The 21,785-nt window shown below is 65.8% G+C and carries 19 protein-coding genes; 8 read left to right on the top strand and 11 right to left on the bottom strand.

The window, feature by feature from the left end; all coding sequences use genetic code 11:
* The first annotated feature begins 22 nt into the window (after nucleotides 1-22).
* The 3 genes from C8C96_RS18015 to C8C96_RS18005 all read left to right on the top strand — a co-directional run bounded on the left by C8C96_RS18015 (nucleotide 23) and on the right by C8C96_RS18005 (nucleotide 2,792).
* A complete protein-coding gene (locus C8C96_RS18015) occupies nucleotides 23-274 on the top strand; it encodes a hypothetical protein (protein WP_121943192.1) in 252 nt (83 codons plus the stop codon).
* 58 nt (nucleotides 275-332) lie between these two features.
* A complete protein-coding gene (gene tadA, locus C8C96_RS18010) occupies nucleotides 333-1,724 on the top strand; it encodes a tRNA adenosine(34) deaminase TadA (RefSeq protein ID WP_121943191.1) in 1,392 nt (463 codons plus the stop codon).
* Between the two features lie 84 nt (nucleotides 1,725-1,808).
* Nucleotides 1,809-2,792: an LD-carboxypeptidase gene (locus tag C8C96_RS18005; protein ID WP_056067397.1), complete on the top strand. Its 984-nt coding sequence runs from the start codon at nucleotides 1,809-1,811 to the stop codon at nucleotides 2,790-2,792.
* Between the two features lie 91 nt (nucleotides 2,793-2,883).
* Here the strand turns inward: C8C96_RS18005 and C8C96_RS18000 are convergent, their stop codons facing one another.
* Complete coding sequence (locus C8C96_RS18000) at nucleotides 2,884-3,243, bottom strand: hypothetical protein (protein WP_121943190.1); 360 nt, start codon at nucleotides 3,241-3,243, stop codon at nucleotides 2,884-2,886.
* Between the two features lie 400 nt (nucleotides 3,244-3,643).
* Between C8C96_RS18000 and C8C96_RS17995 the strand changes: the two genes are divergently transcribed.
* Complete coding sequence (locus C8C96_RS17995; protein WP_056744210.1) at nucleotides 3,644-4,573, top strand: adenylate/guanylate cyclase domain-containing protein; 930 nt, start codon at nucleotides 3,644-3,646, stop codon at nucleotides 4,571-4,573.
* 113 nt (nucleotides 4,574-4,686) lie between these two features.
* Entirely contained in the window at nucleotides 4,687-7,239 is a 2,553-nt protein-coding gene (locus C8C96_RS17990; RefSeq protein ID WP_121943189.1) for a penicillin acylase family protein, read from the top strand.
* Between the two features lie 294 nt (nucleotides 7,240-7,533).
* Here C8C96_RS17990 and C8C96_RS17985 read toward each other — a convergent pair whose 3' ends face one another.
* Nucleotides 7,534-8,151 carry a hypothetical protein gene (locus C8C96_RS17985; protein WP_121943188.1) on the bottom strand — a complete coding sequence of 206 codons (618 nt, stop codon included), beginning with the start codon at nucleotides 8,149-8,151 and terminating at the stop codon, nucleotides 7,534-7,536.
* 233 nt (nucleotides 8,152-8,384) lie between these two features.
* Between C8C96_RS17985 and C8C96_RS17980 the strand changes: the two genes are divergently transcribed.
* Nucleotides 8,385-9,113, top strand: a complete 729-nt coding sequence (locus C8C96_RS17980) for a hypothetical protein (RefSeq protein WP_121943187.1) — start codon at nucleotides 8,385-8,387, stop codon at nucleotides 9,111-9,113.
* A 36-nt stretch (nucleotides 9,114-9,149) separates the two neighbouring features.
* Here C8C96_RS17980 and C8C96_RS17975 read toward each other — a convergent pair whose 3' ends face one another.
* The 5 genes from C8C96_RS17975 to C8C96_RS17955 all read right to left on the bottom strand — a co-directional run bounded on the left by C8C96_RS17975 (nucleotide 9,150) and on the right by C8C96_RS17955 (nucleotide 14,849).
* Nucleotides 9,150-10,424, bottom strand: coding sequence for an acyl-CoA dehydrogenase family protein (locus tag C8C96_RS17975; protein ID WP_056067410.1), 1,275 nt, complete (start codon nucleotides 10,422-10,424; stop codon nucleotides 9,150-9,152).
* Between the two features lie 52 nt (nucleotides 10,425-10,476).
* On the bottom strand, nucleotides 10,477-11,562 hold the full coding sequence (locus C8C96_RS17970) for a phosphotransferase (RefSeq protein WP_121943186.1): 1,086 nt from the start codon (nucleotides 11,560-11,562) through the stop codon (nucleotides 10,477-10,479).
* A 44-nt stretch (nucleotides 11,563-11,606) separates the two neighbouring features.
* Complete coding sequence (locus tag C8C96_RS17965; RefSeq protein WP_015013747.1) at nucleotides 11,607-12,326, bottom strand: Crp/Fnr family transcriptional regulator; 720 nt, start codon at nucleotides 12,324-12,326, stop codon at nucleotides 11,607-11,609.
* Between the two features lie 183 nt (nucleotides 12,327-12,509).
* Nucleotides 12,510-13,289: an oxepin-CoA hydrolase, alternative type gene (locus C8C96_RS17960; protein WP_121944079.1), complete on the bottom strand. Its 780-nt coding sequence runs from the start codon at nucleotides 13,287-13,289 to the stop codon at nucleotides 12,510-12,512.
* 36 nt (nucleotides 13,290-13,325) lie between these two features.
* Nucleotides 13,326-14,849 (bottom strand): 3-hydroxyacyl-CoA dehydrogenase, encoded by a 1,524-nt coding sequence (locus C8C96_RS17955; protein ID WP_116749579.1) that lies wholly within the window; start codon nucleotides 14,847-14,849, stop codon nucleotides 13,326-13,328.
* Nucleotides 14,850-15,015: 166 nt separating this feature from the next.
* Between C8C96_RS17955 and C8C96_RS17950 the strand changes: the two genes are divergently transcribed.
* Nucleotides 15,016-17,133, top strand: coding sequence for a hypothetical protein (locus C8C96_RS17950; protein WP_233584267.1), 2,118 nt, complete (start codon nucleotides 15,016-15,018; stop codon nucleotides 17,131-17,133).
* 102 nt (nucleotides 17,134-17,235) lie between these two features.
* On the opposite strand, the gene C8C96_RS17945 is transcribed toward C8C96_RS17950, so the two are convergent.
* The 4 genes from C8C96_RS17945 to thiO all read right to left on the bottom strand — a co-directional run bounded on the left by C8C96_RS17945 (nucleotide 17,236) and on the right by thiO (nucleotide 20,340).
* On the bottom strand, nucleotides 17,236-18,132 hold the full coding sequence (locus tag C8C96_RS17945) for a thiamine phosphate synthase (protein WP_108498155.1): 897 nt from the start codon (nucleotides 18,130-18,132) through the stop codon (nucleotides 17,236-17,238).
* Nucleotides 18,125-18,934: a thiazole synthase gene (locus C8C96_RS17940; protein WP_108498154.1), complete on the bottom strand. Its 810-nt coding sequence runs from the start codon at nucleotides 18,932-18,934 to the stop codon at nucleotides 18,125-18,127. The genes C8C96_RS17945 and C8C96_RS17940 overlap by 8 nt, the downstream gene beginning before the upstream one ends.
* 78 nt (nucleotides 18,935-19,012) lie before the next feature.
* Nucleotides 19,013-19,210 carry a sulfur carrier protein ThiS gene (thiS, locus tag C8C96_RS17935; protein WP_056067422.1) on the bottom strand — a complete coding sequence of 66 codons (198 nt, stop codon included), beginning with the start codon at nucleotides 19,208-19,210 and terminating at the stop codon, nucleotides 19,013-19,015.
* Nucleotides 19,207-20,340 carry a glycine oxidase ThiO gene (gene thiO / locus C8C96_RS17930; protein WP_121943184.1) on the bottom strand — a complete coding sequence of 378 codons (1,134 nt, stop codon included), beginning with the start codon at nucleotides 20,338-20,340 and terminating at the stop codon, nucleotides 19,207-19,209. The genes thiS and thiO overlap by 4 nt, the downstream gene beginning before the upstream one ends.
* A 534-nt stretch (nucleotides 20,341-20,874) precedes the next feature.
* Here thiO and thiD point away from each other — a divergent pair.
* Nucleotides 20,875-21,750, top strand: coding sequence for a bifunctional hydroxymethylpyrimidine kinase/phosphomethylpyrimidine kinase (gene thiD, locus C8C96_RS17920; RefSeq protein WP_121943183.1), 876 nt, complete (start codon nucleotides 20,875-20,877; stop codon nucleotides 21,748-21,750).
* Nucleotides 21,751-21,785: the final 35 nt, after the last annotated feature.

Here is a 21,785-nt window from a genome sequence, read left to right as displayed (position 1 = left end):
GTGCCCGCCAAGGAGCCCAGGTATGCGCGCAATGTTTGGATTGGTCGGACTGGTGGTGGTGCTGGCCATCGTGGGCCTGCTGGCCAAGAAGCAACTGGCGGCCACGCGCGCCCCCGTGCCCGCATTGCAAACCGCCACAGGCGCAGCGGGGCCTGCGTCGGTGCCGACCGGAACGGTGCGTGAGCAGAGCCAGCAGATGCAGCAGCAGGTCAAGCAGCAGGTAGAAGGCCTGATGCAACAGGCACGCCCCATGCCCGAAGACGAGAAAAAATGAGCCAGATCGGCTTCAAGCGCTGATACTTCATGCCTTGGATGCTATTGAAAATATAGTGATGAAAACCGCCGACGATGCGCACTGGATGCGACTGGCCCTGGCCGAGGCGCAAGCCGCAGCCAGCGCGGGCGAGGTGCCCGTGGGCGCCATCGTGGTCAAGGACGGCCAGGTCATCGCCACCGGCCGCAATGCCCCGGTGGAAGGTCACGACCCGACGGCCCATGCCGAGATCGTCGCCCTGCGTGCGGCAGCCCAGCGCCTGGGCAACTACCGGCTGGACGGCTGCAGCCTGTATGTGACGCTGGAGCCTTGCGCCATGTGCAGTGGCGCCATGCTGCATGCCCGCCTGGCACGGGTGGTGTTTGGCGCGATGGAGCCCAAGACGGGTGCGGCAGGCTCGGTGCTCAACCTGTTTGGGCATGCCGAGATCAACCACCAGACCGAGGTGCAGGGCGGGGTGCTGGCCGAGGAGTGCGGCGGCCTGCTGAGCCGCTTTTTTGCGCAGCGGCGCCGCCAGCAACGCGCCGAGGCATTGGCCCGCCACCCCCTGCGTGACGATGCCTTGCGTACACCCGATGCGGCTTTCGCGAACCTGCCCGGCTACCCCTGGGCTCCCCACTACGTCAGCGACCTGCCGAGTCTGGCAGGCCTGCGCCTGCACTACCTGGACGAAGGCCCCCGCGATGCGCGCCGCACCTGGCTTTGCCTGCATGGCAATCCGGCCTGGAGCTACCTCTATCGCCGCATGCTGCCCACCTTTCTGGCTGCAGGTGACCGCGTGGTGGCGTCCGACCTGATCGGCTTTGGCAAAAGCGACAAGCCCAAGAAGGAAGGTGCGCACCAGTTCGAATGGCACCGCCAGGTGCTGCTGGAGCTGATCGAGCGGCTGGACCTGCGCAATGTCGTGCTGGTGGTGCAGGACTGGGGCGGCATCCTGGGCCTCACGCTGCCCATGGCGATGCCTGAGCGGTTTGGCAGCCTGCTGGTGATGAACACGCTGCTGGCCACAGGCGATGCACCGTTGCCCCAGGGCTTTTTGGACTGGCGTGCGATGTGCCGGGACAAGCCGCTGTACGGGGTAGGGCGCCTGTTGGCACGCGGCAACCCGCACCTGCATCCCGACGAATGTGCGGCGTACGATGCGCCCTTTCCGGACAAAGGCTACCGGGCTGCGCTGCGCGCGTTCCCCGAACGTGTGCCTGCCGATCCCGATGACCCCGGCGCGGCGCTGTCGCGTGCAGCCCGCGATTTCTGGCAGCAGCAGTGGCAAGGCCGCAGCCTGATGGTGGTGGGGGCGCAAGACCCCGTGCTGGGGCTGCCCACCATGCGGGCGCTGCAACACAACATCCGTGGATGCCCCGAGCCGGTGGTGCTGCCCCATGCGGGCCACTTTGTTCAGGAGCACGGCGAGGCCATTGCCGCACAGGCTGTGGAATACTTCACGCACTGATGTGCCCGCTCGTGCCCCTTGACTGCATGGGGCAGCGGGCATCCCCCCTGTTTACGGAGCAGGCCCCCCCGGGGCCTGAGCGCTTTGCACGACCACCATCACGATCCCTCGCAGTGCGACCACGACCACGGTCCCAAGCACATCTACATCTACTCGCCTTCCAGTGCAGTGCGCGACAAGGCCGCCTTCAAGCGGGGCATCGCCCGTCTCAAGGCCCAGGGCCATGAGGTGGAGGTGGATGTGGACGCGCTGGCCACACACACACGCTTTGCGGGCGACGACGCCACCCGGTTGGCCGCCATCCACCGTGCGGCGGCCAGTGGTGCCGATGTGGCGCTGATCTCGCGCGGGGGCTATGGCCTCACGCGCATCCTGCCGGGCATCCGCTACAAGGCGGTGGCCAAGGCCATCGAAAAGGGCACCCACTTCGTGGGCGTGAGCGACTTCACCGCCTTCCAGCTCGCCGTGCTGGCCAAAACCGGGGCCACCACCTGGGCGGGGCCGTCGCTGGGGGCCGATTTTGGCGTAGAGGGCGCGCCTGACGACATCATGGAAGCCTGCTTTGACGACCTGCTGACCGGCCATGGTGAAGGCACGGGCTGGCGCATGCACAAGGAAAAGCCCCATGCCACTACCGGCAAGCCTGCTGTGCCCAACGTCTATGTGAAAAGCGCCACCCTGTGGGGCGGCAACCTGGCGGTGCTGGCTTCGCTGGTCGGCACGCCGTACTTCCCGCAGGTCAAGGGTGGGGTGCTGTTTGTGGAGGATGTGCACGAACATCCCTACCGCGTTGAGCGCATGCTGACCCAGCTGCTGCACGCCGGTGTGCTGGCCCAGCAGAAAGCCGTGGTACTGGGGCAGTTCACCAACTTCAAGCTGGCGCCGCACGACAAGGGCTACAAGCTGCAGTCGGTGGTGGACTGGCTGCGCACCCAGATCAAGGCGCCCGTGCTGACCAACCTGCCGTTTGGGCATGTCGAGACCAAGGTGCTGCTGCCCGTGGGTGCAACGGTGTCGTTGTCGGTTGAAGAGCGCGATGCGCTGATCTATTGGGGCCACCAGCACTGAACAGGCGGCGCTAACCCGGGGCCGCTGCGTGGCACGATGCCGGTGCGGCGTGGTGACCGGCCCCGGCCGTCAGGGCTGCAATCTCAGGGTTTCAGAGGTGCGCGCGGGGTGCGTTGGGCATTTGTGGCACCCGCAGCGACAGCGGCAACTGCCCCTGGAACATCGGCGTCACCCGGTCCAGCACCGTCTGTGCGATGGCCTCGCCGCGCAGCAGGGTGAGCGTGTCGAGCAAATCGCTGCGCAGGTACCACAGCGCTTCAATGTCGCCCGCATAGCGCAGGCGCATGTTCATGCGCGCCACTTCGCAGCCGGTCAACCCCATCAGACTTTGCAGCATGGCACGCCGCACCTCTTCCAGACCCTGGTCGCGCACCCAGGCCGTCGATGACGGTTTGTCACGACCGAGCAGGTCGTGCAGGTTGTTGCGGAGATTGGGCTTGTTCCAGCGCATGGACGGTGAGCTGTGCAATTTTTGTAACAGGGTCGATCAAAGTAAGCGGGAGTGAGGATTGACGCAAGGGTGACGCTCCTGTTTTTGCATAAAGACAACACGGCGCCCCCGTTTGTTGCGAACTTTTACGCAATTCATCGCGAAGGCTTGCGGCGGCCTGACGCGAGGCAACCGGGTGAACAGGTGCGCTGCTCGGCGTGGGCTTTGCCGGGTCTTCAGGCACCCAAGGTGCGCGCCCTCTACGCCTACTGCCACCACCAGCGCCTGCAGTGAGGCCGCAAGTACTGGCGTGCGTGGCCCGCAAAGACCTTGGCGAAGGATTGTTGACGCTTTGATAGATGCGTCTTCGTTGAGCTTGCACTAAACTGGTTCACATGATGTTACTAATCGGCCATCGTTCATGAGTGTGTTGTCAACGGTGGTCTTCGCCGACATTTCGGGCAGCACCTCGTTGTATGAAACGCTGGGCAACGAGCGCGCCACCGAGGCAGTGACCCAGGTCACGCAGTGGATCAGTGACACCATCGAGGCGCATGCGGGCCGCGTGGTCAAGAAGCTGGGCGACGGGGTGTTGTGTGTGTTTGGTGATGCGGCCAGTGCCGTGACTGCCACCACCCACATGCTGCGCCAGCACCAGGCGCGTCTGGACCGGTGGCCGCAGCCGCTGCGCATGGACATCCGCGTGGGAGTGGCCAGTGGCGAGGTGGTCGATGTGGATGGCGACTGCTACGGTGATGCCGTCAATGTGGCCTCCCGCCTGTGCGAGCGCGCGGGCCCCGCCGAAATCTGGGCCACCGAGACGACTGTGCTGCTGGCTGGGGCCGCTGCCGATGTGTGGTACCGCAAGCTGGGCCTGATGGAAATCCGCGGCAAGGCCGAGCTGCAGATGCTCTACCAGGTGGAGTGGCGCGAGAACGAAGAGCCCGATTCGCTCACCATGCAGGCGGCGCTGGTCAGCAGTTTTGCTCCGGCCGATTCCATCCTGGGGCAGATCCAGTTTTCCTGGCATGGGGTGGACATGTCGTTCACCTCGTCGGATGCGCCGGTGCATGTGGGGCGCGCCAACCATGCCCAGCTGTGCATCAATGACCCCCGCGTTTCACGGCTGCATGCGCGCATCGACTGGCGCAACAGCGGCTTTGTGCTGACCGACATGAGCAGCTTCGGCACCTGGGTGCGGTTTGACGGCAGCGACTCGCCCGTGCGGCTGCGCCGCGATGCCTGCATCCTGCATGGCACGGGGCAGATTGCGCTGGGGGTTCCCTTTACCGAGTCCAGTGCTCCGATCATGAACTTTCAGGTCGCCGGCACCAGCGTTCATCTGGGCTGAGGCCTTCGGCTGCCGCCGACAGCTGTCACAGCGCGGCGGGCTCCCGGTCGGCGCGCAGCCCTTTCACTTCCGAACCCACACAAACAACCCAGAACAAGCAGGAGACACGAGACATGGCGTGGATGAAACGAACGGCCGTCGGGCTGGTGGTGGCGGCCTTGCTGGCTGGCACGGGGGCCGCCGTGTATGTACAGCGCAGCTTTGCGACACTGGATGGCAAGCTGGTCGTGAAGGGCCTGCGGCAGGCCGTGCAGGTGCAGCGCGATGGCGCAGACGTCACCCACATCCGCGCGCAGAGCCCGCAAGACGCCTGGTTTGCGATGGGTTACGTGCATGCGCAGGAGCGCACCTGGCAGCTGGAGTTCAACCGCCGCGTGATGCACGGCGAGCTGTCCGAAGTGTTTGGGCCGGCCACGCTGGAGACCGACAAGCTCATGCGCACGCTGGACATCATGGGCACGGCCAGGCGGCAGTATGCAGGCCTGCCGTTGTATGCCCAGGAGGCCCTGCAGGCCTACAGCCAGGGCATCCACGCCTTCCACCAGAACCGCCCCCAGGCGCTGCCGCCGGAGTTCCATATCCTGGGCGTTCAGCCCGGCGGGACCACGGGCGCCGTGTGGGAGCCCGAGGACAGCGTGGGCTGGGCGCTGATGATGGCGCTGGACCTGGGCGGCAACTGGGGCAACGAGTTTGCGCGGCTGTCCATTGCGAAAACGCTGGACACCGAGCGCTTGTGGCAACTGATGCCACCGTACCCGGGCGAGCGCCCCGCAGCCTCGGCCGACCTGGCCGCGTTGTACCGGCAGCTGGGGGTGTACCGGGCCACCGATGCCAGCGCTTCTGCTGCACCGGCGGCCGCCGCTGAACCGGTCGACCGGGGAGCTGCATCTGCTGCGATGGGTGACGGGCCTTTGTCCCGCCAGATCAGTGCCGGCATGCTGGCCTGGGCTGACGAACTGACCCGCAATGCGGGTACCAACGAGGGCAAGGGCAGCAACAACTGGGTGCTGGCGGGCACCCGCACCGTCAGTGGCAAACCGCTGCTGGCCAACGACCCGCACCTGGGCCTGTCGGCACCTGCCATCTGGTACTTTGCAGGCTTGCAGGCTCCCGCAGGCCAGGCGTCTGACGGCACCCCCATCGGCGCCATCGACGCGGTGGGCGCCACCTTGCCCGGCATGCCCTTTGTGGTGCTGGGCCGTACGGACAAAGTGGCCTGGGGCTTCACCAACACCGGCCCCGATGTTCAGGACCTGTACCTGGAGCAGATCAACCCCGCTGATGCTTCGCAGTACCGCACGCCCGAAGGCTGGGCACCCTTCACGGTGCGCAACGAAACCATTCGCGTAAAAGGGCAGGCCGACGTCGCCCTGAAAGTGCGCAGCACCCGGCATGGCCCTGTGTTGAGCGACGCGCAGAAGTCGCATGCGGACGTGCTGGACCTCGGCAAATACGTGCTGGCGCTGCGCTGGAGCGCGCTCGATGCCGACAACCAGACGGTGCTGGCGGGCCTCCAGACCAACCAGGCGAAATCGGTGGACGCGTTGTTCGCGGCCCTGTCGCACTACCACTCGCCGATGCAGAACGTGGTGGCGGCCGATGACCAGGGCAACATCCGCTTCAAGGCCGCAGGCCGCGCGCCCGTGCGAGACCCTGCCAACGACATCCGGGGCGTGGCGCCTTCGCCGGGCTGGGACGCCCGGTACGACTGGAAGGGGTGGCTGCCGTACGACCAGACGCCGGAGGACAACGGCGCCCGGGGCTGGATAGCCACCGCCAACCAGCGGGTGACGGCGCCCGACTATCCCCACTACCTGACCCAAGACTGGGCCTTGCCTTACCGCTACGAACGCATTGCGCAGCTGATCGAGGCCACCGACAAGCACGATGCCGCGAGCATGCAGGCCATTCACCGCGATGTGACCTCGCTGGCCACGCGCAGGCTGCTGCCCTACCTGCAGCAGGCCAAGTCATCACACCCCCTGGCCGCAGCTGCGCAGGAGCAGCTCCAAGGCTTTGACGGTGTGATGGATGCGGGCAAGGCTGCGCCCCTGGTGTTTGCCGCATGGACCGACGAGCTGGCGCGGGGCCTGATCGTGCCGCGCATCGGTGACGCGCGGTTTGCCGCCACTTACGGCAAGCGCGACTACCGGGCCGCGCTGGAGGGCATCCTGGAGCGCAACGACACCTGGTGGTGCCAGCCCGCATCGTGTGCAGAGCAGTCGGCCGCAGCCCTGGGACGCGCGCTCGATCGGCTGCAGGCGGCCTACGGCGCAGACCCCGCGCAATGGCGCTGGGGCGCGGCGCACCCGGCACTCAGCGTGCACCGGCCGTTTGGCAATGTGCCTGCACTGGCCCGCTTTTTTGACGTGAGCGAGCCATCGCATGGCGACGCCTATACCGTCAATGTGGGGCAGTACAACGCGGGCGAAGCCAAGGGCCCGTTTGTGAACCGCCACGCCGCATCGCTGCGCGCGGTGTACGACCTGGCCGACCTGGAGCAGTCGCGCTTCATTTACCAGACCGGACAAAGTGGCCTGGTGTTTTCGCCGCGTTACCGCGACATGAGCAGCACCTGGGCGCAGACGGGCTACCGCGCCCTGCAGCGCCAGCCAGCACGCTGGGCCCATGAGCTGACGCTGGCCCCCGCACCGGCTGCACCGTAACCCCGGGGCCGAAGAATCTCAGCGGGTGGGGTCCTGGAGATCGAGCAGATTTGAGGCATGCAGGCCAACTACCGGCATTGGGAAGACGTCACGGTGAATCACTGCACTTCCGGTCTGCGGGCGCAGATGCCTGACCCGTACATGGTCACTTGAATGGGCTTCGTCATCGCGCCTTTTCAGGCCTGACCGGGAGCCGCAACGGATGGAGCCCACTGCATGACCGTGCGGAATGGCCGTTTTATTGTGCAGTGGCTCCTGGGTGCACATTTTTGAGAGAAATGAGCCGGTAGCGCATTACTCATATGTGCTGGCTGCTTCAAAAAATGTAGCAAAAGGCTCGGTGTCCGGCAGCACGTAGATTACCCCTGGCGCTCGCCCGAACCAGGGCGCGATGAATTGGTCGTAGAACGCTGCGGGTGCGTTCACACAGCCATAGCTGATGCGTTTTTCTTGGGTGCTGGAGCTTGCCAGGCGCTGTAGGCGGCGCTCTGCGGCGCTCACGCTGCGCACCCGGTGCAGTGAGACGGCAGCGTCGTAGTCGATCCACACAATGTCTTCACCCTGCAGGTTGCGGCCGGGCTCGGTCACAAAGCGGCCTGCAGGGGTGGTGCGTTCGTGCGGGCGGATGTGGGACAGAGGCTTGGCCCCGATGCCCGGGGCTGAGCGGTCACCCGCAGCGGCCCCCAGCAGCACGGGCGCGCTGCCGAGCCACTGGGCCTGTGCCGAAAACACGTGGATGCGCGCGGCAGGCTTGTCGATCACGGCAAACGGCAAGCCCTGGTGGTCGGCCGTTGCGGTGGACCAGCGCACCAGCTGGCGTGCCCGGGCCGATGCATCGTCGGGCAGCGCCAGGGCGGTCCCCGGAGCGGCGATCGCACCAGCCACGGTGATGAGGGCAAGTCTGCGGTCCATAGAGAAGAGCATGTGGGCTGTTCAGATCGCCAAAAGTGAATGCGGCAGGGGCGCTCCGGCGCGGTGCGGTGCCCATGCGCCTAGGCAGTGGCCGCTCCAGCCGTTCGCCACTTTGCCCTTCCGGTATGGTGAACCAGGTCACAGAAGGCGTTCCGCCGGTTTGCCGCAGCGGCCGATGCCCCCAATAATGCCTGCATCCGTGACTTCCGCGAAGCCTTGGGCTTCGAATCGCCATGTTTGACCGTCTTCGCAAAGCGCTGCATCTGCCCGGTGGCCCGAATGCCGCACGGCCCGTGTCCAACCAGGAGGTGGTGCGTTGGGCGGCCACCCAGCGCCTGGCGGTGGTGCCGCAGGCGGTGGACGGGCATTTTGACCTGGGGGGCGACCTGAATGGCCACCCGTGGCGGCTGGAATGTGGCAATCCCACGCGTGACTATGTGCGCGGCCTGGAGTTGCGGGGGCGCGCCGATCTGGGGGTGGACCCGGACGCGGCGGTGATGGTGCTTAACCGCCCCTTGCAGGAGTCCTTGGAGGGCAATGCCTACAACGCCATCACCGACACCCTGCAGACCACGGTGAATGCCAGCCTGCCCGAGGAAATGCGCTGGCTGGCGATGTTTGAAGAGGTGACCTGGCCGGGCCTGCCCGCCTCGTTTCGCCAGCACTTTGCGGTGGTGGCGGAGCGCATGGAGACAGCGCAGCGCTGGATCCATGCGCCGGTGGTGTCCCAGTTGCTCAACATCGTGGAAGGTGAGGGCGGGGAGGTACGGGCGCAGTCGCCGTTGCTGTTGATGCTAGTACGCGGCAAGGTGTATCTGCGCATGGAGCACACGCAGCGCAGCCTGACGGAGATCGCCCAGGCCACGCAGCTGCTGCTGGCGGCCGCCCAAGGGGCATTGCAGAACCTGCCGCCCCCTGCGGCCGCAGGCGGGGCGACGGGAGACGCTGAAGACCCGCAGTAGAGCGTCTGCGGGTCCTGTGTCCTGTGCCGTGGAGCGTCAGCTACCGCGGGTCACCGGCACGGCGGCGTCCCGGCCGTAGGTGCCGTACTTGCCCAGCTCCCACTTGGCAATGGCGTTGCGGTGCACTTCGTCCGGGCCGTCGGCAAAGCGCAGGGTGCGCGCACCGGCGTAGGCGTAGGCCAGGGGGAAGTCGTCAGACATGCCGCCACCGCCGTGCACCTGCATGGCCCAGTCGATGACCTGGCAGGCCATGCTGGGGGCCACCACCTTGATCATGGCAATCTCTGTCTTGGCGACCTTGTTGCCGGCCACGTCCATCAGCCAGGCAGCCTTCAGGGTGAGCAGGCGGGCCATGTCGATCTTGCAGCGGGCCTCGGCAATGCGCTCCTGTGTCACGGTCTGCTGGGCCACGGTCTTGCCAAAGGCCACGCGTGACGATGCGCGCTTGCACATCAGCTCCAGCGCACGTTCGGCCAGGCCAATGAGGCGCATGCAGTGGTGAATGCGTCCAGGGCCCAGGCGGCCCTGGGCGATCTCGAAGCCACGGCCTTCGCCCAGCAGGATGTTGGAGACGGGCACACGCACGTTTTCGAAGGTCATCTCGACGTGGCCGTGTGGGGCGTCGTCGTAGCCCAGAACATTGAGCGGACGGATGATCTTGATGCCAGGGGCGTCGGCGGGCACCAGCACCATGCTCTGCTGCGAATGGCGCGGGGCTTCGGGGTCGGTCTTGCCCATGGTGATGAACACGGCGCAGCGCGGGTCGGCGGCACCAGAGATCCACCACTTGCGGCCGTTGATCACGTACTCATCGCCCTGGCGCTCGATGCGGGTCTCGATGTTGGTGGCGTCGCTCGATGCCACATCGGGCTCGGTCATGGCGAAGGCCGAGCGGATCTTGCCTTCGAGCAGGGGCTTGAGCCAGCGGGCCTTGTTGGCTTCGTCGCCGTAGCGGGCAATGGTTTCCATGTTGCCGGTGTCGGGCGCGGAGCAGTTGAACACCTCGCTGGCCCATGGCACGCGGCCCATGATTTCGGCCAGCGGTGCGTATTCCTGGTTGGTCAGCCCGGCACCTGCATAGCCGGATGCTGCGGCGCTGTCGACCGGCAGGAACAGGTTCCACAACCCGGCGGCCTGGGCCTTGGGCTTGAGGTTCTCGATGGTGTTCAGCGCGCTCCAGCGCTTGCCTGCGACGGTGTTGGCGGCCAACTCATCCTTGTAGGCAGACTCGTTCGGATAGATGTGGTCATCCATGAACTGGAGCAGCTTGGCCTGCAGTTCCTTGGTTTTGGGCGAGTAGTCAAAGTCCATGGGTTTCTTCTCCGTTGGTAATCGTGGGCGGCGCTGGTGTTGCGTCGTGTGTTCAGCCGCGTTGCGCGAAGGACCAGGCCAGCTGGGCCATGGGTCGCGCGGTGTCGCCCGAGGCCTTGGCCTGGGCGCTGGAGGCCGTGCCAGCCTCTACCCGCTTGGCGATGCCCTGCAAAATGGCGGCGATGCGGAACATGTTGTAGGCGAGGTAGAAGTTCCAGTCGGCACGCAGCGCATCGGGGGTGGTGATGCCGGTGCGCTCGCAGTACAGGCGGATGTAGGTGTCTTCGTCGGGAATGCCCAGCGCGCCCAGGTCCAACCCCGCAATGCCACGCCCCAGCGAGGCAGGAATGTGCCAGCTCATGCAGTGGTAGCTGAAGTCCGCCAGCGGATGGCCCAGTGTGGACAGCTCCCAGTCGAGCACGGCGATCACGCGGGGCTCGGTGGGATGGAACATCAGGTTGTCCAGGCGGTAGTCGCCGTGCACGATGGACACATGGCCCTCGTCGCGTGCGCTGGCGGGCATGTTGGCAGGCAACCATTCCATGAGGCGGTCCATCTCTTCGATGGGCTGCGTGATGGAGGCCACGTATTGCTTGCTCCAGCGGCCGATCTGGCGGTCAAAGTAGTTGCCGGGCTTGCCGTAGTTGGCCAGGCCTCGGTCTGCAAATTTCACCGTGTGCAGCGCCGCGATCACCCGGTTCATCTCGTTGTAGATGTCACCGCGTTCAGCTGGCGTCATGCCGGGCAGGGACTGGTCCCACAGCACGCGGCCCTGCATGCACTCCATCACGTAGAAGGCGCGCCCAATCACCGACTCGTCCTCGCACAGCACAAACATGCGCGGCACGGGAACGTCGGTGCCATACAGGCCGCTCATCACCGCAAACTCGCGCTCGATGGCGTGGGCCGAAGGCAGCAGCTTGGCCACGGGCCCGGGCTTGGCGCGCATCACGTAGCTGGCGCCGGGGGTGATGAGCTTGTAGGTGGGGTTGGACTGCCCGCCCTTGAACATCTCTACCGTCAGCGGGCCCGCAAAGCCCTCCATGTTGCTGGAGAGCCATGCAGTCAGCGTTTCGATGTCAAAGGCGTGCTGATCGGAAACAGGGCGGGTGCCGACGAAATGGTCAAAGTTGCTCATGGAGGCGGATGAAGGTTCTGGCTGTCAGTGATGGGGTAAGTGAGTCAGTTGTCGGCTTCAGCGATGCGCATCAGGGCTTCGCGGTCCCGCACCACCAGGCCGCCCGGCTCGATGCGGATGGCGTCTTCGCGTTCCATGGCCTTGAGTTCCTGGTTCACGCGTTGGCGCGAGGCACCTAGCAGTTGTGCCAGTTCTTCCTGCGCCAATTGCAGGCTGATCCGCATTTCGCTGCCGTCCGACAGGCTGGGCACGCCGTAGCTGCGCACCAAGTGCACCAGCTGCTTGGCCAGGCGCGATCGCAGGGGCAGCGTGTTGAGGTCTTCCACCAGCCCGAACAGCTGGCGAATCCGCCGCGCATGCAGGCGCAGCATCGCTTCGTACAGCTCGGTGTGTACGGCCAGGATCTTGCGAAAATCGGCCTTGGCCACACACAGGATCGTGGTGTCGCCGTGCGCGTAGGCGTCGTGCGTGCGCCGGTCCCCATCGAAGATCGCCACGTCGCCGAACCAGATGCCCGGCTCCACATAGGTCAGCGTGATCTGCTTGCCCGAGATGGATGTGGAGCTCACCCGCACTGCACCGCGCGCGCAGGCAATCCACTCCTCGGGCGGGTCGCCGCGTGCGGCGATGAGGCCGCCGTCCTTGAAGCGTTTGACGTATGCACATCGCAGGATGTCGTGGCGTAGCGAAGGTGAGAGTGATGAAAACCAGCGACCGGAGTTGATCGCTTCACGTTCTTCGATAGTAAGAATCGGGTCGTCCATGGCCTGTCTTTTGGGTGACTAGAAACAGGCCCATTGTCGCGTCAGGGACCTGCGCAATGCGTCAGGGTTGTCACCTGCGTGTCTGCGCGTAGGCCAAAAGAAAACCCCCGGCGCTGGGTGGCAGCGTACCGGGGGTTGCTGGGTCTGCGACGGTGGATGCGTCGAGGCGTTTGTGGTGTAGCGCTACTCGTAGCGGGGAACGCGCTTTTCCAGAAACGCTGAGATGCCTGTGCCGCCATTGGCGTGGTGCAGGTTCTTCACGAAGTGGTCGCGCTCATGGCCCAGGTGGTGCGTGAGCTGGGCATGGGGAGCCTCGTTCAGCAGCTCCTTGATGCTGGCCAGTGCATTGGGTGCACGGGCATTGAGCTGCTCGGCCAGCGCCAGGGCGGTGTCGAGTGCATTGCCTGCTTCGGCAAGGCGGTTGACCAGGCCCAATGCGTGCAGGCGTTCTGCGCCGATGCGGTCCCCGCACATGAGGATCTCGGTGGCAATCTGGCGGGGCAGCGCGTGGGCCAGGCTCCAGCTGGCGCCGCCATCGGGCGACAGGGCCACGTTGCTGTAGGCCATCACAAACACGGCATTGCGGGCCGCCACGATGAAATCGCAGGCCAGTGCCAGCGAAAACCCTGCACCGGCCGCAGCGCCTTCCACGGCCGCAATCACCGGCTTGGGATAGGTGCGGATGGTCTCGATCCAGTTGTGCAGGCCTTCGATGCTCTGTGCCTGCACCTGCGGCGCTTCCTGGCGGTTGGCCAGCAGGCGCTGCAGATTGCCGCCCGAGCAGAACATGCCATCGGCGCCCGTGATGACCACGCTGCGGATGTCAGGGCTGCTTTCGGCCACGCCCAGTGCTTCCACACCCGCGGCATACATTACCGGGTCGATGGCATTGCGCCGCTCGGGGTTGCGAAGGGTCAGGATCAGGGTCTGGCCCTGGCTGGTGCTCTGGAGTTCTGCGGGCATGGTGGTGTTCAGTGAGGTGGCCGTGGTGCTTGGCAATCAGTCTTCTTCGACATGGCTCAGGCTCAGGCCAATTGCACCCCTTCGGCGCAGCCACGGGCTGGGGCGGTAGCGCGTGTCGCCATACACGGTCTGCATGTTGAACAACACTTCCAGAATGTTGGTGGGGCCCCAGCGGTCGCCCATGGCCAGGGGGCCCAGCGGGTAGCCCAGGCCCAGGGTGACGGCGGTCTCAAGATCTTTGGGGGTGCAGATGCCTTGCTGGCAGATGTCGCTGGCGATGTTCACGATGGTGGCCACCACGCGCTGCGTGACGAAACCACCGCTGTCACGGGTCACACTGACAGCCTTGCCGTCGCGCGCAAACAGCGCATGCGCCGCGTTGCGGATGTCAACGCGCGTGGCGGGGTTGGTGGCCAGCACGCGGCGCTTGGTCGCGGCGTCATCGATGAGCATGTCGATGCCGATGGTGCGGGCTGGGTCCAGCCGCTCCACCACGGCGACGGTGGTCACGTCAAAGCCCAGCGGGGCAACCAGCGTGATGGCCTGGGGGGAGGGGGATTGGCCGGTCTCGATGGTGGCCCCCAGGTCCTTGAGCAATTGGTACAGCTCGGCCCGGCGTGCAGCGCGCGGGGACACCCACACGGGCGGAATGTCGTTGACCACGGGGGCAGGCGCCTCGGCAGGCACCTGCGCTGTGCCCTCCACGTAGCGATAGAAGCCTTCGCCCACCTTCTTGCCCACCACGCCCCCCGCCAGACGCTGCGCGGTGATCACGCTGGGGCGGAAACGGGGTTCATCGTAGTACTGGCGGTAGATGGACTCCATGACCGGGTGCGACACGTCCAGCGCCGTCAGGTCCATCAACTCGAAGGGCCCCAGCTTGAAGCCGACCTGGTCGCGAAGGATGCGGTCGATGGTAGCGAAATCGGCCACGCCTTCGCCCGCGATGCGCAGGGCCTCCGTGCCGAAGCCGCGCCCCGCGTGGTTCACGATGAAGCCAGGGGTGTCCTGCGCCTGTACAGGGGTATGGCCCATTTCCTTGGCATACGCGGCCAGCGCATTGCAGATCGCTGGATCTGTCTTGAGGCCCGCGATCACCTCCACCACCTTCATCAAAGGGACGGGGTTGAAGAAGTGGAACCCGGCCAGGCGTTCGGGGCGCTTGAGGACTGCGCCAATGGCCGTCACGGACAGGGAGGACGTGTTCGTGGCCAGCACCGCATCGGCGCGCACCACCCCTTCCAGTTCGACGAAGAGGGCCTGTTTGGCATCCAGCCGCTCCACGATGGCTTCCACCACCAGATCGCAGGCCGCCAGGTCTGCCGCTGTTTTGACGGGGTGCAGCCGCGCGGTCAGTGCTGTGGCTTGGTCCGCTTCGATCCGGCCCTTGGCGACCAGCTTGTTCCATTGCTCCTGCAGGGCGGCCCGTGCGGCGTCGGCGGCTCCGGGGTTGGCGTCCAGCAGAAAAACCTGACTGCCAGCCTGGGCAGCAATTTGTGCGATGCCTCGGCCCATGGCACCGGTACCCACGATGGCGATGTTGGGAAACTGAATTTTCATAGCGGCATTATGGCTCTGGCCTTATCTGGGTCTTATGTGCAAGAATCCTCCGGACCGAAAAACAGAATTGATTGTGAAAATCCGTAACACCGTTTTTGGACCAGGATTGTGGGCGCTTGCAGCCGGTGCTTCGGCGCTGTCCCTGGGCAATGGTAGTGGTACGGTCGTGTTGGGCGCCCCGGTCGATCTCTCGTTCGAGTTGCAGCCCGACCCGGGCACGGATGTCGCATCGTCCTGCGTCACGGCCAAGCTGGTGGCAGGCGACAACGCCATCAGTGACAACAAGGTGCGCGTGGTCCCATTGCCCGAGGTGCGTGGGCGTCCTTCAGGGGTCCGCGTGCTGGCCTCGGTATCGCTGGATGAACCGGTTCTCACCGTGACCCTGACCGCAGGGTGCAACGGAAAAACCACGCGCAGCTACACCTTCCTCTCGGATTTGCCGACCACCGTCACCCGGTCCGCCTCTGCATCCCCGGTGGACTTGGCGCGGCTTCCTGCAGCAACCCCCAGCGCAGCTTCAGAGTCACAGCGTTCGCCTTCACAGGGCAGTGGCAGTGCATCTGCGGCTGCCGCCGGTGCTATGCAGGCCACCAGGCCCCGTGACAAGGCGCCTGCACTGGCAAGGGCCTCGGGCTCGCCCTCCGCTGAGAGCCGCCCTCCCGGCTCTGCAGCTGCCGCACGGCCTTCCGTGCGTGTGGGCACGGCAGCACCTGGCAAGTCGGTGGTGGCCGCTGCACCTGCAGCGCGCTCGCGTTTGGTGGTTGAGCCCCTGGATACCTGGCTGGACAGTCCTGTGGCGTTGCGCTCTACCGCGCAGCTACCCACGGCGCCTTCTGAAGAGATGTCGGCCCTGCGCACCCAGGCCGCTGCGTTGTGGAGGTCGTTGAACGCGCAGCCGGAAGAATTGCAAAAAGACGGCGAACGGTTGAAGGCGCTGGAATCAGACACCGCCGCATTGCGAGCACAGGCCGCCAAGGACCGTGCAGCCGCTGGCCAGTTGCAGCAGCAGCTGGAGGCGATGGAGCAGGAGCGTTTTCCTGCGACGGTGGTATATGCCTTGGGCGGTCTGCTGGCCTTGGCCTTGGCGGGGGTGGCATGGATGTGGTCGCGGATGCGCAGCGCCTCTGACAAGGCAGTGCGTTCGTGGCGCGATTCTGTGGCCTTGGGCGCACGTGGCGATGCAGCATCGGCGCATGAAGAAGCGGTCAGTCTTACCCCCCATCCCGGCGACACCTGGCTGCCGTCTGAAACCCAGCCTCATGCCGTCGCGGCGAATCCCGAGTCCGGTGCCATGCCCCTGCGCAAGGCAGCCCCTGCGGCCGTGGAACCACGCTTCGTAGCGACCAGCCCGGCGGCGAGTGCTCCCGCTCCCTTGCAGGCGAAGTCGGTTTCCGCGCCGGCCGCCGCCTCGGTAGCGCCCCACATCGTCAACCCTGAAGAGCTGTTTGACATCCAGCAGCAGGCTGAATTTTTTGTTTCGGTGGGCGAGCACCAGCAGGCCATCGAGGTGCTGAAGAATCACATTGCCGAGCACCGCCAGACCTCTCCGTTGGCCTACCTGGAGCTATTGCGGCTGTACCACACGCTCAGCCGTGTGGATGAGTTTGCGCAGCTGCGAACGCAGTTCATGCAGTCCTTCAACGCGCAAGTGCCGGAGTTTGCGGGCTTTCACCGCACGGGCCGCATGCTGTACCACTACACCGACGCACTCGCCGAGATCGAGGCCGAGTGGACAACGCCTGCGGTGCTGGGCTTGCTGGAGAAATTCCTGTTCCGCCGCACGGGCGCTGAAGCGGTGGAGCCGTTTGATCTGGCGGCCTATGACGATCTTTTGCTGCTGCTGGCGATTGCACAGACCACGCCCGCCAGTGCGCGCGGTGCAGCGCCCCCGCGCAAGCGGACGACGCCCCTGGCACCGCCCCGGTCCGAGACCCTGGTGGCACCTGCAGCTCCGGAACCGGTGGCGCTGCACGACGACCAGCCGCTTGATTCACTGGCAGCCAGCCTCGAGTTCGAGTTTGCGATGAAGGCCCAGCAGGAGCCCGAGCCCGTGCGCTCTGCAGCCACTCCCTCCAGGCCTGCAGCAGCATTAGGCGAGGATTCGCGGGGCATTCCGCTTGACCTCGATCTGTCGGACCCACCCCACCTCACGCTGAGCGATCTGCCCCCGGTGCCCGTGACGGCGCCGCCGCCAGCGGGCCAGCCGGTCGGCTTTGGCATGGAGAACGATCTCATGGAGCTCCGCCTTGAGCTGGAGCAGATGAAGAAGCCCGACAACAAGTAGCGAGCAGGCGACCAATCGGCCTCCCGGCGACTATCCAGGTGGCGCTGCGATGGTCGTGAGGGATGCGCGATAACCGCCGTGGCAGCTATCGCCACCGAGCCGTCACCGCATCAGCGCCATCAGCTCTGCGGCCGATGCTTCAGGGTCCGGTGCATTGACCAAGGCACGCACCACGGCCACGGAACCCACGCCAGTGGCCAGTACCCTGGGGAACTGCTCGGCGCTGATCCCACCAATCGCCACCTGCGGGTAGTGCCGCATCAGCCGCGCATACACGCCCAGCCTGCCCACGCCCTGGGGAGCGGTGGCCATTTTTTTCAGGGTCGTGGGGAACACTGCACCCATCGCGATATAGCTGGGCCCCACGGCGTCGGCACGCACCATTTCGGCATATCCATGGGTGCTCACGCCCAGGCGCAGGCCCGAGCGATGAAGCGTTTGCAGTTCCTCGGCGGTGAGTGCGTCCAGGTCTTCCTGGCCCAGATGAATGCCGTAGGCGCCAGCTTCGATGGCGTCCCGCCAGTGATCGTTGATGAACAACAGCGCGCCCGTGCCTTGCACCGCCTGGACGGTGGCCTGAACTTCGGTCCGGATGGCCTGGGCGTCGTCCGACTTGAAGCGCAATTGCACCGTGGGCACCCCGGCACGTGCCATGCGGCCCACCCACTGGGCGTCGGGCAGTACGGCATACAAGCCCAGGTGCTCCGGGCACGCGGCGAACTGCTGGGCGCGCGGAAGGCGCTGCAGGCCAAAGTCCTGGGGCTCGTCCGGCCATTGCTCGGGCTGTGCACTGCCAGTGCGCAGCGCGCGCACCTGCCAGGCGCGGGCCAGGCATTCTGCGTCATGGGCGATGAAGCCCAATTGGCTGCAGGCCTGTAGCGCGGCGAGGTAGACAGGGTCCTGCAACGTGGGGGCTGGCACGGGCTCGGGAGCAAACCCCGCAAAGGTGGCCGCGTGGTGGCTCAGGATGGCCTGCGCCAGGGTGGTGGTGTCATGCATGGGCGTGGTGCCAGAAAGGGGTGCCCAGCACGGGGGTGCTGGGCTGGGCGGCGTCTTGTGCGGCCATGGCACCGGCCAGGCGGGCTGCGCGCCCGGCGCTGACGGCATCGGCAAATGCGCCGGCCATGGTCACGGGGTCTTGGGCCAGAGCCACGGCGGTGTTCAGCAGCACGCCGTCGTAGCCCCATTCCATGACCTGGCAGGCGTGCGAAGGCAGGCCCAACCCGGCATCCACCAGCATGGGCACGTTCAGGCGCTCGCGCAGCGTTTGCAGCGCATAGGGGTTGACCGGGCCGCGCCCGGTGCCGATGGGGGCGGCCCAAGGCATCACGGCCTGGCAGCCCACATCGACGAGGCGCTGGCAGAGCACCAGGTCTTCGGTGCAGTAGGGCAGCACCTGAAAACCTTCTTTGATGAGGTGCTCGGCCACGCCCACCAGGTTCAGCGTGTCGGGCTGCAGGGTGTAGTCATCGCCGATCAGCTCCAGTTTGATCCAGGGGGTGTTGAACACCTCACGCGCCATCTGGGCGGTGGTGATGGCCTCTTGCGCGCTGTGGCAGCCAGCGGTGTTGGGCAGCACGGGCACGTTGAGCTTGCGCAGCAGATCCCAGAAGCTGCTGCCGCTTTCGGCCGGGTTGCTGCCCTGGCGGCGCAGGGATGCCGTAACCATGGCGGGCTTGGCGCGTTGCACAGCGGCTTCGAGCACGGCGGGCGATGGGTAGCGCGAGGTGCCCAGCAGCAGGCGGCTGGCGAACGTCTGGCCATACAGCACCAGCGGGTCTTGGGGCGTCGGAGTGGTCATTGGTTTACTATGATTTTTGTAGCTGCTAGTGCATGATTTATAAGCGCTTACAGCTCTTTTGATTGAATTTTGGCTGATTCAGCCGCCCGTGACCGGCGAGATGATCTCCACACGGTCGCCAGGCTGCAGCGCATGGGCGGCGTAGCGGGTGTTGGGCACAAAAGTGGTGTTCACCGCCACGGCAAACGGGGGGCGCGCTTCGATGGCGGCCACAGCATCGGCCACGGTGGCGCCTTCGGGCAGTTCGTGCGGGATTTGGTTGATCGAGATGTTCATGCAAATGCGGGGGCTGCAACGCCGGTCGGGGCGGGTGCGGCTGGCTCCAGTTCCAGCCGGAGGTCAAAACGTTCGGACAGGGTCGATTGTCCCGTGTTCAGCACCTCCAGGGTCACATCCAGCATGGCGGGCGAGATCATGAAGCCGTGGCGGTACAGACCGTTGATCTCCAGCACGCCCGGGCGGGTCTGGCGGATGGCGGGCAGGTTGTCGGGCAGCGTGGGGCGGCACTGCGTGGCCAGCTCGAGGATGCGGCCCTCGCCAAAGCCGGGGTGCACCGCATAGGCGGCGCTCAGCAGTTCCAGGGTGGAGCGAACACTGGCCGGGGAGCGGTCGTCGGACTCGATCTCGGTCGCGCCAATGACAAACAGATGGTCTTCCTTGGGCGCAATGTAGATGGGGTAGCGCGGGTGCACCAGCCGGGTGGGGCGCTGCAACGTGACGTCGGGCGCATGGATGCGCACCACTTCGCCACGCACGCCGCGCAAGGCACTCCACTGGCCCTTGGCGCCCAGGCCCCGGCAGTCCAGCACCCGGTCTGGCTGGCCGGGTGCGCCGGGCGTAAAGGCTTCGGGCGACTGGGGCGTGTGCCAGTGCATGCGCACTCCCAGGCGCTCCATTTCCACCACCAGGGCGGCCAGCAACTGGCGGTTGTCTAGCTGGCCTTCGCCGGGCAGGTACAGGCCCTGGTTGAAGCGGTGCGTAAGGGCGGGCTCCACCTGCTCCAGGGCGCCACTGTCGAGCTTTTGCAGGGCGGGCAGCTCGGGCAGGCCGCGCTGGTTGTTTTCGAGCTGGCGGGTGAAACGCTGGGCTTCGGCCGCGTCCTGGCGGTGCCACACGATCAGCGTGCCGGCTTGCTGAAAAAACACCGCTTCTGACAGGGCTGCCAGCAACTCGGGCCAGCGGGTCAGCGCGTGGTGGCCCATGCGCACCACGCCGGGGTCGGTGATCGCAGACTCTGCCAGCGGGGCCAGCATGGCCGCAGCCACGGTGGCGGCCGAGTTTTCGGCGGCGGGGCTGCCCGCGTCGTAGATGTCTACACGGTGCCCCAGACGCGCAAGCTCCACAGCCAGCAGACGGCCCATGAGCCCTGCGCCCAGGATGGCAAAGGAAGAAGGTGGAAGTGACATAGCTCCGTCAGTGTGTCCATGTAGTGGCAAGCAGCCATGGACAAAACGGGGTCACCGTTGATGGAAACTCCCCACGCCAGCATGACCTGGATCGGGTAGCGGGGCTGCTGCGTGTGCCGCAGTGCACAGGGTTCTGTGCGGGCCCCAGGGTATTTCTCAGTCGCGTGCCAAGAGCCGGTTCCAAGTCTTTTTGGAGTTGCACAAGTACCTTGCCGGGAAGGGGTGCTAGGCGCGGTGCGCAGTTGATAGCTCGGCTATCAACAAGCGCCGCAACGCCGCAGACCGCCCGGCAAGGCACTTGCCCGAAGGGTTGGAGTGAAATCGGGCGATTGGACGCCCCGGCTGCTTGCATGGGCATGAGCCCATGCGGCGCACCCGAAGCATCCACTCATCCCGATTGCACTCCAATGCAGTCTCCAAAAAGACTTGGAACCGGCTCTAGGGTGGGACACCCCTGTTTCGTCCGGAAAATGAATTACAGCACATCCCTTAAGCGCCCCGTTTTGACGTGGCGCATAGGCCATAATTTTTGCCATGATTTCACCGACGACCTCCTTGCCCTCCACGGGCCACCGCTACGCACGCGTGCTCTCCATTGCCGGGTCTGACAGCGGCGGCGGCGCGGGCATCCAGGCCGATCTCAAGACCTTCAGTGCGCTGGGCTGCTACGGTATGACGGCCATCACCGCCATCACGGCCCAGAACACCTGCGGGGTGACGGGCATCCACGGCATTCCGCCCGAGATGCTCAAGGCCCAGATCGATGCGGTGGTGCAGGACATTGGCGTGGACGCCGTCAAGATCGGCATGCTGCACTCACCGGACGTGGTGCACGTGGTGGCAGAAGCCATTCGGACCTATCAGCTGCCGCACGTGGTGCTGGACCCGGTGATGGTGGCCACCAGTGGCGATCGGCTGATTGCCCAGGAGACGGTGGCCGTGCTGGTCCAGGAGCTGTTTCCGCTGGCCGAAGTGGTCACGCCCAACCTCGATGAGGCCGGCTGGCTGCTGGGGCGCAGCATCGAGGGCGTGGAGGCGCTGGAGCTGGCCGCGCAAGACCTGCTGCGACTGGGCGCCCGCGCCGCGCTGCTCAAAGGCGGGCACCTTCCGGGCGACTGGGTGGTGGATGTGCTGGCCGTGCAAGGCGGGGAACACGCACAAGGACAGGGCCACCGGTTGCAGTCACAGCGCATTGCCACCCACAACGGGCATGGCACCGGGTGCACCCTGTCGTCCGCGATTGCCGCGCAGCTGGCACTGGGCCAGCCGCTGCAGCAGGCCGTGGAGCAGGCACGGGCCTACATCCTGGGGGCCATTGCTGCCGGGGCGGATGTCACCACCGGCCACGGCCATGGCCCGCTCAACCACGGCTACGCGCCCGTGGCGCAGCGGGTGTTTCAGGCACTGTAGAGCGATTTTTGGGTGTTTTGAGGCTCAAGCGCTAG

It is taken from the genome of Acidovorax sp. 100, from assembly GCF_003688355.1.
GTDB lineage: Bacteria > Pseudomonadota > Gammaproteobacteria > Burkholderiales > Burkholderiaceae_C > Acidovorax > Acidovorax delafieldii.
Note: the sequence above shows the minus strand (reverse complement) of the source record. Positions and strands in the feature narration are given on the sequence as shown.

Coding starts and splice junctions, on each gene's coding strand:
- C8C96_RS18015 (WP_121943192.1), top strand. CDS start 23: ATGCGCGCAATGTTTGGATTGGTCGGACTGGTGGTGGTGCTGGCCATC.
- tadA (WP_121943191.1), top strand. CDS start 333: ATGAAAACCGCCGACGATGCGCACTGGATGCGACTGGCCCTGGCCGAG.
- C8C96_RS18000 (WP_121943190.1), bottom strand. CDS start 3,243: ATGCGCTGGAACAAGCCCAATCTCCGCAACAACCTGCACGACCTGCTC.
- C8C96_RS17995 (WP_056744210.1), top strand. CDS start 3,644: ATGAGTGTGTTGTCAACGGTGGTCTTCGCCGACATTTCGGGCAGCACC.
- C8C96_RS17990 (WP_121943189.1), top strand. CDS start 4,687: ATGGCGTGGATGAAACGAACGGCCGTCGGGCTGGTGGTGGCGGCCTTG.
- C8C96_RS17985 (WP_121943188.1), bottom strand. CDS start 8,151: ATGGACCGCAGACTTGCCCTCATCACCGTGGCTGGTGCGATCGCCGCT.
- C8C96_RS17980 (WP_121943187.1), top strand. CDS start 8,385: ATGTTTGACCGTCTTCGCAAAGCGCTGCATCTGCCCGGTGGCCCGAAT.
- C8C96_RS17975 (WP_056067410.1), bottom strand. CDS start 10,424: ATGGACTTTGACTACTCGCCCAAAACCAAGGAACTGCAGGCCAAGCTG.
- C8C96_RS17970 (WP_121943186.1), bottom strand. CDS start 11,562: ATGAGCAACTTTGACCATTTCGTCGGCACCCGCCCTGTTTCCGATCAG.
- C8C96_RS17965 (WP_015013747.1), bottom strand. CDS start 12,326: ATGGACGACCCGATTCTTACTATCGAAGAACGTGAAGCGATCAACTCC.
- C8C96_RS17960 (WP_121944079.1), bottom strand. CDS start 13,289: ATGCCCGCAGAACTCCAGAGCACCAGCCAGGGCCAGACCCTGATCCTG.
- C8C96_RS17955 (WP_116749579.1), bottom strand. CDS start 14,849: ATGAAAATTCAGTTTCCCAACATCGCCATCGTGGGTACCGGTGCCATG.
- C8C96_RS17945 (WP_108498155.1), bottom strand. CDS start 18,132: ATGCATGACACCACCACCCTGGCGCAGGCCATCCTGAGCCACCACGCG.
- C8C96_RS17940 (WP_108498154.1), bottom strand. CDS start 18,934: ATGACCACTCCGACGCCCCAAGACCCGCTGGTGCTGTATGGCCAGACG.
- thiS (WP_056067422.1), bottom strand. CDS start 19,210: ATGAACATCTCGATCAACCAAATCCCGCACGAACTGCCCGAAGGCGCC.
- thiO (WP_121943184.1), bottom strand. CDS start 20,340: ATGTCACTTCCACCTTCTTCCTTTGCCATCCTGGGCGCAGGGCTCATG.
- thiD (WP_121943183.1), top strand. CDS start 20,875: ATGATTTCACCGACGACCTCCTTGCCCTCCACGGGCCACCGCTACGCA.